9 protein-coding genes and 1 pseudogene are annotated in these 9,763 nt (G+C 52.2%); 6 read left to right on the top strand and 4 right to left on the bottom strand.

Features of this window, described 5'->3' with window-relative positions:
- Positions 1-83: 83 nt before the first annotated feature.
- Positions 84-740, bottom strand: coding sequence for a CGNR zinc finger domain-containing protein (locus CPT76_RS10475; protein ID WP_105442875.1), 657 nt, complete (start codon positions 738-740; stop codon positions 84-86).
- Between the two features lie 132 nt (positions 741-872).
- Between CPT76_RS10475 and CPT76_RS10470 the strand changes: the two genes are divergently transcribed.
- Complete coding sequence (locus CPT76_RS10470) at positions 873-1,286, top strand: nuclear transport factor 2 family protein (RefSeq protein WP_105442874.1); 414 nt, start codon at positions 873-875, stop codon at positions 1,284-1,286.
- Between the two features lie 143 nt (positions 1,287-1,429).
- Here CPT76_RS10470 and CPT76_RS10465 read toward each other — a convergent pair whose 3' ends face one another.
- From CPT76_RS10465 to CPT76_RS10455, 3 genes are all read right to left on the bottom strand, one after another.
- Complete coding sequence (locus CPT76_RS10465; RefSeq protein ID WP_105442873.1) at positions 1,430-1,738, bottom strand: hypothetical protein; 309 nt, start codon at positions 1,736-1,738, stop codon at positions 1,430-1,432.
- Between the two features lie 206 nt (positions 1,739-1,944).
- Positions 1,945-3,738 (bottom strand): carbon starvation protein CstA, encoded by a 1,794-nt coding sequence (gene cstA, locus CPT76_RS10460; RefSeq protein ID WP_105442872.1) that lies wholly within the window; start codon positions 3,736-3,738, stop codon positions 1,945-1,947.
- Between the two features lie 265 nt (positions 3,739-4,003).
- The gene (locus tag CPT76_RS10455; RefSeq protein ID WP_105442871.1) at positions 4,004-4,732 is read right to left on the bottom strand and encodes a LytR/AlgR family response regulator transcription factor; all 729 of its coding nucleotides are present in this window, start codon (positions 4,730-4,732) and stop codon (positions 4,004-4,006) included.
- Here CPT76_RS10455 and CPT76_RS10450 point away from each other — a divergent pair.
- The 5 genes and pseudogenes from CPT76_RS10450 to CPT76_RS42010 all read left to right on the top strand — a co-directional run.
- Positions 4,725-5,339, top strand: a complete 615-nt coding sequence (locus CPT76_RS10450; RefSeq protein ID WP_146116212.1) for a periplasmic substrate-binding domain-containing protein — start codon at positions 4,725-4,727, stop codon at positions 5,337-5,339. The genes CPT76_RS10455 and CPT76_RS10450 overlap by 8 nt on opposite strands.
- 174 nt (positions 5,340-5,513) lie before the next feature.
- Positions 5,514-6,353 (top strand): AraC family transcriptional regulator, encoded by an 840-nt coding sequence (locus CPT76_RS10445; RefSeq protein WP_105442869.1) that lies wholly within the window; start codon positions 5,514-5,516, stop codon positions 6,351-6,353.
- A gap of 254 nt (positions 6,354-6,607) precedes the next feature.
- Positions 6,608-8,581 (top strand): ABC transporter substrate-binding protein, encoded by a 1,974-nt coding sequence (locus tag CPT76_RS10440; protein ID WP_105442868.1) that lies wholly within the window; start codon positions 6,608-6,610, stop codon positions 8,579-8,581.
- A gap of 39 nt (positions 8,582-8,620) precedes the next feature.
- A complete protein-coding gene (locus CPT76_RS10435; protein WP_076165307.1) occupies positions 8,621-9,622 on the top strand; it encodes an ABC transporter permease in 1,002 nt (333 codons plus the stop codon).
- 3 nt (positions 9,623-9,625) lie between these two features.
- A pseudogene (locus tag CPT76_RS42010) lies at positions 9,626-9,763 on the top strand (ABC transporter permease); the annotation flags it as partial.

Below are 9,763 nucleotides of genomic sequence, written 5' to 3'. Positions count from 1 at the left end.
GTGTGCCTTGGTCATCCACACAATAAATGGTTAACATAATATATATTACGTAACCACCGCCTTTATTGTGTCCCGGTAGAGATTTAATGTAATACAAAAAGCTTGTTTGGTTTGTATTGGTGTTTGTGTTGGTGGTGGTGATCACATATCTTGATTGTGGTCTTTTTGGCTTGGTTTCGCGCCACTTTATTCCGGTTTCCGCAAATCTTCATGGAGCACCATTTCCGTCGTCCCGAACGGTCAATATAGAGCAGGACGCATTCGGGATTGGAACACCGATGAAGATACGCTAATTCACCAGCTTCCAGCAGCCGGAGCGCGTCCAGGGCGACCAGGGACAGGATCGCATCGATGTCAGACCCCAGCGGAACGGGAACTAGTCTTCCGTCTAGGAAGTGATAGGACAATGGAGCCTTGGCAATGCACGCTTCCATGAGGCGGATCCATGAGCGGGTAACCTCTTGGCCGTCAGCCAGCCGCTCGTACATGTCTCTGACGACAATCCGAAATTCTTTAACTTTATTCAGCGCTTCTTTCGTGATCTCCGATGATGCATGCTGAAGTGAAGGCAGACTAGGCAGACTTTCCTTAATATGTAGAGCTTCAAGCCAAGAGGATAGATCATCCGGACGGATCAGCAGATCATGGCGGATGCCTCTGCGAACCAGCTCGGTATTGACCAAATCCAGTGAAGGATGACCAGAGAGCAGTGGAAACGAACCTGTATTATTTAACGTCATGAAATATCCTCCGACTGACATTCTTTTTAACTAACCTAATAATAATGGATTGACAGGTTAATGGAAAGTACATATCATACTAACCATAACAACTACATTTTTGTGGTTAGTTCATATCGTGAGGTGGAGTCCATGTCTAATATCATTAAACCCCCGTTTGACCATGAGTCAGCGCTTGCCAAGGTAAAAGCTGCCGAGAACGCCTGGAATACAAGAAATCCGGATCTGGTGGCGATGGCTTATTCTCCCGACTCGGAGTGGAGGAATCGCACCGAGTTTTTTAAGGGAAGGGAGGCCATCCGGGATTTTTTGAAACGAAAATGGGAGAAAGAACTGGATTACAAGCTCATGAAGGAGCTATGGTGTTACACGGACAATCGCATTTCGGTGCGTTTCGAGTATGAATGGCGGGACGCTGACACGGGACAGTGGATGAGAACGCATGGGAATGAGCATTGGGAGTTTGATGAAGAAGGGCTGATGCGAAGACGGGATATGAGCGGCAACGATTATCCGATCCAGGAATCGGACCGCAGGTACAGATAATTCTCGTTACAAGCAGCAAGGGCGCCAACCGAGTGGATGGACGCCCTTGCATAAGTATTCATGTCATTTATAAGTTAACGATTCAGCTCAGTAATATGAAGTGAAATCGAGTTTTCGTCAGAGCTTTCCAGTGCTTTTTCNGTTCAGCAGCAGGTCTTGCAGGTAGAAGATATTTTGGAGTCCAGTTCTGTGATAATGAGCGATTTCATGGTTTCAATGTCCTCATGTGCACAAAAGGTGTGGTTCGAAATCAGCCCGTTCGCGTATGCCTTGGTATCGTCTTGGATCACACCGAGCTTTTCTTTATACACTCTCTTGACGTTGGCATCATCTGATTTAATTTCGTAATAACGCCCGGTTTCCTTCAGGAGCTTCCATTCCTTGACGCAAACGACAAGTTGATCCTTATGCACAATGCCGGACACCTTAAATAAACGGATCGAGTTATTCATGTAGTTAATTACTTCCTTCTTCCTGTATGATCATGATTTCATGCAGCCTCAGAATGGCCGCTATACATATTATCACCCCTTGATATTGGAAGCAAATGCTAATTATTGGCTTGCCATGTCAGGGGATGATTCGAAAAAAGCCGCCAGGCCTTTAGTGGAGGACCTTGCGGCAGGTTGGTATGCAGATGAAAAATATTTTAGACGGATCACGGAATCAACGATCCCTGGTGTAATGTCGGCGAGCTTAACAGCTCCATCCATTTTTTGATGGCTGTGATTAAAATAATGACGCCCAAGATCAGCATAATGATCGAAAGCACACCATTGAGAACGTTATATCCCGAAGCTTGCGGGTTCAAGTACACATGACGTACCATCCAATAACCTGCGTAGTTCACCGTGACGTATAGATACGCTAGCGGAATGATGCACGTCAGAGCGTAGATCGGCTTATCGGCGATTTTTAAAATAACGGTTGCTCCGATAATCAAGCCGATGGAAGCCATGAGCTGATTGGAGACGCCGAACAAGGCCCAAACCGAGCTGATATCACCGGAAAAGAGCAAGTATCCCCACATGAAGCAGGCGAGTGCACTCGCAAAAATATTGCCGGGCAGCCAATCGGTCCGCTTCAGCGGTTTATAGAGCTCGCCGAAAAAGTCCTGGATCAGATAACGGGAGACGCGAGTCCCGGAATCGATCGCTGTCAGTATGAACACCGCCTCAAACATGATGACGAACTGGAAAAAGAACGGTGCCAGATGGCTGAACCACGGAATTTTTGTGAAAATATACGACATGCCGACCGCAAGCGTGACCGCTCCACCGGTTCGACCTTCCAGATCCATTCCGATTTCCTTGCTGAGCTGCGGCAGGTTTTCTACATGCATCCCAAGCGTCTGGAACACGGCCGGAGCGGAATTGATGGCGAAATAGTCGGCTGGGTGCAGCGCTGTTGCGGCGATCAGCGCCATAATGCCGACCACGCACTCGACGAGCATCGCTCCGAAGCCGATGACCTTGATGTCGGTCCATTGGTTGATCATTTTTGGCGTCGTGCCGGAGCCGACGAAGGCATGAAAACCGGAAATGGCTCCGCAGGCGATCGTAATCGAAATGAAAGGCCAGACAGGACCTGCAATAACAGGACCCCCGCCTCCGGCAAATTCGGTAAAAGCCGGGAAGCGGATCACCGGGTTAATGACAAACACGCCGGCAATAAGGGCAACAAACACACCGATTTTCATAAAGCTGCTCAGATAGTCCCGGGGAGCGAGCAGAAGCCATACCGGCAGCGCCGCTGCAAAAAAAGCATAAATCGGCAAAATCACGGCCAGCGTCTTGGCATCCAGCGTCAGCCATTGGGCGATGGCCGTTTCCTGAATATAAGGACCGGCAAATACGCCGATCATGAGCAGAATAAATCCTGCGGTGGTCGCGGTCTTCAGCTTGCCGGTTTTTTTGTAATACAGGCCGACGCCCATGGCGATCGGAATCGTAATGCCGACGGCGAAAGTTCCCCAAGGATTGTTTTCGAGGGCATGGAGCACGACCATGGACAGGCCCGCCATCGTAATAATGATGATGAACAGCATGGCCAGCCCCGTGCAAAAGCCGGCGACCGGTCCAAGCTCTTCCTTGGCAACTTCGGACAGCGACTTGCCTTGCTTGCGCATGGACGCGTACAGCACGACCGCGTCATGAACCGCACCGCCGATAACGGCTCCGATCAGCAGCCACAAGAGGCCGGGCAAGTAGCCGAACTGGGCGGCCAGGATCGGCCCGACCAGCGGCCCCGCGGCGGCAATCGCGGCGAAGTGATGGCCGAAGGTGACCCATTTGTTCGTCGGTACGTAGTCCTTGCCGTCCTCAAGGGCATGGGCCGGCGTAGGCGTCCTGTTGCTGAGCTTCAGCACCTTGGCGGCCATGAACGTCCCATACAGGCGGTAGGCGATCATGAGAATACAGATGGATGCTATGACGATTGTAACCGCATTCATTTTTGGAGTTCCTCCTTTATTCACACCCCGCTTGTAACGGGTGAAGAGATTTTATCCGTACTATACCTGATGAAAACCGATTCAAGGTGTTTTCAGGCCGAAAAGTCGGGAGGAAAGGATGAACGGCCAAAAGAAGGCGGTGAATGGCAGGCAGATGTATTCCGGGTGAGCCCCCACAGGATAAGCCAGACAGGAAAGGGACTGCCGGCCATCTGCCGCCGGTAAAGGAATGATCACAGATAGACGGTAGATTGTTGATTCTCAGCTACAATCCGAGCTGCTGCTTCAGTTCCTTGGTGAAGGATCGGCTGACGGGAACCTTGGATTCGTCTTTCATGACGAGAATACAGGCAGAGTTGAACCACGGCTGAATTTCGGTGACCGCATTCAAGTTCGCCAGGTACGACCGGTGCACCCGGACGACGGAAGTTCCGGCCAGCCGGCGCTCCAGATTGACCAGCGGCTCGTTCAGCTTGTAACGGTCGCCTGTCGTGACCAGCTCGCTCTTGCCGTCCTCGGAACCCACATAGACGATGTTGTCGATATCAATAAGCAGAATCCGCTCTTCCGCGCTGACCGCCAGCTTGCCTGTACGATCAGGTCCCAGCGGGGGAGAAGGGGCTTCCCTTTTCTCGCGGGCGGAGCGGAGCTTCATGACTTTGTCGACGGTTTTCCGCACCCGCTCTTCCTCGAACGGCTTCAAAATATAGTCCAGAGCATTGACTTCAAATGCCTGCAGCGCATACTCATCGTAAGCCGTGGCAAAGACGATATCCGGAACCTGCTCCAGAACCGAGAGCTGCTTGGCAAGCTCCAGGCCGTTATCCTCAGCCAGCTGGATGTCAAGAAACACGACGTCCGGCGCCATCTCCGCAATCGATTGCAGCGCCGTCTCCAGCGAATCGGCCTCTCCGACAATATGAACCTGTCTGGTACGCCCGAGCAGATAAGCCAGTTCGTCCCGGGCGAGCGGCTCATCGTCACAGATGGTCAAGGAGCTGGGAGGAAAGAGAGAGCAGCCCTCCTCGGGCTTTAATCCATATGACCATGACGAGGCGTACGGGCGGGGCGGGGAATTGATGCTCGCGAGAGCCTGCCTGGCCGAATCCGCCTACCGTGGAGAAATACTGACCCTGTACACTTACGAAATGACCAGTAACGAGCTGGATACCGAATGGATCCGTCGGGCCTGCGAAGACATCGGGGTGAAGGTGGAAGTCCATGTGATGCCGATCCGTGAGCTTTCGAATCCTGTGGTCCTGAAACAAGCGGATATGATTTATGCCGGAGAGGTACTTGGTAACGAACCGTCCGTGTCTTTGATCGAAATGTACCGCTGCCATCACGGATATATCCGCAACCACTTGGACGAAGCCGCGAGGAATGGGGTGGACCGGGCGCTCTCCGAAGTCATGGCGGAACCGGATTACACGGTAAGAAGGATTTTGCTGAGGCGGATTGAAGATCAGTTAAAGAGAGACCATCATCTGTTATTCATGTACTACAGCATCCACATCGTCGGACATGATCAATCCCTGGGAGGCATTACTCTGGATACCTGGGGTAAAATCAACTACAAGGATGTGTGGGTCAAGCGCTGAGATTGCAGGAGCATGCAAAGAGGGACAGGCGTCAATGCATGAAGAGGACCCTTTTTCAAGGCTGGCAGGGGCCTATTTGTCCCCATACTTCCGTCTGACATACAGTCTATAAGGGATGTGTTATCGTAAGGCTACCGTTTCTACAATTACAGATGAAAAGGACAGGGATCACTGATGGATATCGGATTTATGGACAGCATCGTGTATTTTCATACGAATCCGAGCGACAAGGATCAGAAGGAGGGTTTATTTCTATCCCACTCCCACCCATCCGCCGAAATTACCCTCCTCATCAGGGGAGAGGGTTATTATGCCGCTGGGGAACAGAACGTTGAAGCACATCCGGGGGATCTGCTGTTCATTCCGCCGGATCTGAAGCACAGCTACGTCTGTGTCAAAGCCTGGGAAGGCTATTCGCTGCATATCTATGATCAGAACCTTCCGCCTTACTGCCAGTACTTATTGTCGCATGCGTTTTCGCAGCGTCCGGGTCCGATCCTGAAAGCGTCTTTGACCCCTGGCGCCGCGGAGCGCGCGTTAGCCGGCATGCGCCAAATTGAGGAAGAATGCAGGCGGGAAGAAAAGACCGAATATTCCTATGATCTGCTGCGCAACGCGCTGGAGACGCTGCTGCTGGCTTACCATACGGGAACCTGCGACCAATCGGCTGAATCCTCCTCGGAGCATCCTGAAGAGCAAATGATTCAGGACGCGCTGAAGGAAATTCACCAGAATTACCATACATCGCTGAAGGTGTCGGATCTAGCGGCGAACCACTATTTGTCGGAAAGCATTTTCCGCAAAAAGTTTGCCGACCGCATCGGTATGTCACCTAAACAGTACATTATCTCCTTGCGGATTGACGAAGCCAAGCGGCTGCTGCACACCTCGCGCAAGCCCGTTGAATTTATCGCCTCCGAAGTCGGCTTCAGCTCGTCCAGCCGTTTTCATGACTTGTTCGTCAAGCATGTGGGCATGACGCCGATGGAATGGAGGCGCAGCGGGGAAAATTAATGCTGTGAATAACTCGGGAAGGTCCTTGTACAAAGGGCCTTTTTGCTGTTAACAGGGGCTGTGCCAGCCGTTTGCCGGCATCTGGTAAAGAATGAATATAAAAGTTTTCGACCGTCGAAAACGAAACGATTCTATACATTTTCGGGAGAGTATGTAAGCGTTTTTATGAACTTGATTCTGAAATCGTTCGCTATAATAGGGAATACTCCAGGAGCCAATCTTCTGGAGAAGATAACCTAGACGGGGGGAACTGCATGAACCTCTTGAGCGGACGCAAAAGATTATCAGGCATTTGTTTAAGCATTGTGCTCGGAGCCGTAATGATCGTCTCAGGCTGCGGCACCTCAGCTCCCGGCCTGGTGGACCGGCTCAGCGCCGGAGAAGTGAAAGATATGCAGCAGCCGGTTCCGGATGCGCAGATCAAGTACAACAAGGACAAGATTTTCCACGTCTTGGGCGGATGGCCCAAGCCCCCGCTGTACCAAGGCAACCCGTTCGGCTCCGGAGGAACCGGGGATACGAACAACCGCTACATGTTTGAAGGCCTCTTCTTCTTTATCCGGTCAATGAACAATGTGTACAACCGGCTGGCGGAATCCTCCGAGGATACCGAGCAAACGACGACCGTACATCTGCATCAGAACGTAAAGTGGCATGACGGCGCCCCTTTTACCAGTAAAGATGTATGGGCGTACTACCGGCTGAACAACGGGGCCGAAGTGACGAAGTATTTGACTTCGATCGAAACCCCTGATGACTACACCGTTGTTTTTCACTGGATGAACCCTGCGCCGTATCCCGAACTCAGAAAGCTGCTCCTCGCCCAGGATCTCCAGGGCCAAATCCCTTACCACATCTACAAGAAATACGTGGATAAGGCCGACGCTTTGCTGAAAGAAGCGAAACCGCTTACAGACAAATCCAAGGACGGACCGTTCAACTTGGATATTACGGATGAGCTCAGCAAAAAAATCGCCCTGAACTGGAATGAATTCACCCGTGCGGGCCCGAAAATTCCGGTCGGCACCGGACCGTATAAGTTTGAAAAAGTGACGACGACCGATATGCTGTTGGATAAGTTTGAAGATTACTGGAGACCCGATGCGGTCCATTTTGACAAGATCTGGATCAAAAACGTGCCGGAGCTCTCGGCCCAATACGCTCTTGTCAAGGCAGGCAAGCTCGACTGGTACGACGGCACCCCGCCGAAGGACATCCTGGAATCGCTGCTGAAGCAGAACAAAGATCTGGTTCACTACCGGATGTATGATCCGGCGAGCGTGGGGCTGATGTACAACATCCGCAACAAGCCGTTTGACAACCTCAAATTCCGGCAGGCGCTGACCTATGTGCTGGATAAGAAAAAGCTGCGTGAAATCGGCAACTTTTACGGCCAGGAATACCCGAAAATATCGATGACGGGCATCATGCCTTCGTCACTCGAAAAAGAAGTCGACAAATCCGTCCTTGATCAGATGACCGATTATACGACGAACCTGGAAAAGGCGGCCGAGCTGCTGAAGGAAATCGGCTGGACCAAAGGATCCGACGGTTTATGGCGCGATCCTGACGGTAAGGTGCCTTCCTTCATCATCGGAGCGCCGAACAACTGGGCACCAGGCGTGAACTCGGCGCAGATCGCCGCGGAGCAGTTCACCAAATTCGGCATTCCGACGAAGCTGAAGGCTGTGGACAGCACCATCTACTTCTCCAACGCCGACAAAGGACAATACGATATGTCCATGGACTGGGTTGACGTGTCCTGGGGCTTCCAGAATCCGTGGAGCTCGATGCGGGTGCTGTTCTGGCAGGGAACGAAAACGAAGGTCGGCTTCCCGAACGTGAAGAAGAAGGACGCGGACGGCAACGAAGTCGATACTGGCAAACTCGATCTGAAGCTGAAGGGCATTGACGGGAAAGTGTACGATATCGACAAGGAGATGAAACGGTTCCCTTATGTTCAGGACGAACAGGAGCGCCGCAAAATCATCGACAACCTGGCCTGGATCGCCAACGAAAACTGCTGGGGCGTGAACTTCTTCCAGAACGCCACAGGCGCCTGGCTGAATACCAAAACAATGTCCGGGAACTTCCCGATGATGGACCAAATCATTCAATACAACCGGGATATGCCGCTCGCTACCGATCCGGATGAGCAGCTGGCCATCACCCACCTGAACCACGGCTTCAACTCAACGTACATGCCGGAAGAGTATTGGCCGAGATAACGGCCGCACAAGCCGGATAAACACTTGGAGGTGACAGGAATGAGCCTGAAAGGGGTCTTAAAAAGAATCGGTGTTTCCCTGATCACGGTCTTCCTCGCGATGCTGCTTACGTTTTTCCTGCTGCGGATGACGCCCGGCAGTGCGATCGATACGTGGGCGAGGGATTTTGCCACTCAGCGCGGGATGAGTCTCGAGGAAGCGTACCGCCAGATTACGGCTATGATCAATTATAATCCGAAGGAGCCGATCTTCACCCAGCTGGGACGATACCTGGGAGGACTGCTGCACGGCAATCTGGGCATGTCCATGATCTATCAGAACGTTTCGGTGAACGAAATTATCGCCAACGCGCTGCCATGGACGCTGTTTGTGCTCAGTGTGTCGCTCGTCATCAGCTTCCTGATCGGCATTAACCTTGGCGCCATGATGGCGTTCAAGCGCAAGACGGTCCTGGATCCGATCATTTCGATCTATGCGATCCTGACGTCTTCGGTGCCTAACTTTATCGTCGGCATCCTGCTGCTTGTTATTTTCGCCTTTCAATTCGGCTGGTTCCCGGTCAACGGGGCTTATGACCCGATCGTGGAGCCCGGCTTCAACCTTCCCTTCATCCTAAACGTGCTGTATCACGGCGCGCTGCCGATTCTGACTTACGTCATTACGACGATCGGCACATGGGCATTGACGATGAAGGGGAGCGCGGTCAACGTGCTGGGTGAGGATTATATCGTCGCCGCCAGCATCCGCGGGGTCTCCGAACGGACGCTGATGAGCCGTTACGTCAAGCGCAACGCCATGCTGCCGCTGATTACGACGCTGGCCGTCAATTTCGGCTTTATGCTCGGCGGATCGCCGCTGATCGAAAATGTGTTCAGTTATCCCGGTATGGGCTATTACATCGGGCAGGCAACACAGCAGCGCGACTATACTTTGATGCAGGGCTTGCTGCTCGTGACCAGCATCGCGGTCATTCTGGCCAACCTGGCCTCGGACCTCATTTATGCCAAGCTGGATCCGCGCGTCAAGCTGGAGGAGGGCTGACGGATGAGTCAAGGATTTATCGATTTCTGGCAGACGATGTACCGCAATAAGAAAGCGTTCTCAGGTATGATCATCCTGGCAATCTTCATCTTTATGGCCATCTTCGGGCCCATGATGGCCTCGCTGGACATGACCGTCAAC

The organism is Paenibacillus sp. AR247 (assembly GCF_002968895.1).
In the GTDB taxonomy this organism is placed as follows: Bacteria; Bacillota; Bacilli; order Paenibacillales; family Paenibacillaceae; genus Paenibacillus_AQ; species Paenibacillus_AQ favisporus.
Note: the sequence above shows the minus strand (reverse complement) of the source record. Positions and strands in the feature narration are given on the sequence as shown.

What these genes read in the sequence shown, in the direction of transcription:
- CPT76_RS10440 (WP_105442868.1), top strand. Translation starts at nt 6,608, where the DNA reads ATGAACCTCTTGAGCGGACGCAAAAGATTATCAGGCATTTGTTTAAGC.
- CPT76_RS10475 (WP_105442875.1), bottom strand. Translation starts at nt 740, where the DNA reads ATGACGTTAAATAATACAGGTTCGTTTCCACTGCTCTCTGGTCATCCT.
- CPT76_RS10435 (WP_076165307.1), top strand. Translation starts at nt 8,621, where the DNA reads ATGAGCCTGAAAGGGGTCTTAAAAAGAATCGGTGTTTCCCTGATCACG.
- CPT76_RS10470 (WP_105442874.1), top strand. Translation starts at nt 873, where the DNA reads ATGTCTAATATCATTAAACCCCCGTTTGACCATGAGTCAGCGCTTGCC.
- CPT76_RS10445 (WP_105442869.1), top strand. Translation starts at nt 5,514, where the DNA reads ATGGATATCGGATTTATGGACAGCATCGTGTATTTTCATACGAATCCG.
- CPT76_RS10465 (WP_105442873.1), bottom strand. Translation starts at nt 1,738, where the DNA reads ATGAATAACTCGATCCGTTTATTTAAGGTGTCCGGCATTGTGCATAAG.
- cstA (WP_105442872.1), bottom strand. Translation starts at nt 3,738, where the DNA reads ATGAATGCGGTTACAATCGTCATAGCATCCATCTGTATTCTCATGATC.
- CPT76_RS10450 (WP_146116212.1), top strand. Translation starts at nt 4,725, where the DNA reads ATGGTCAAGGAGCTGGGAGGAAAGAGAGAGCAGCCCTCCTCGGGCTTT.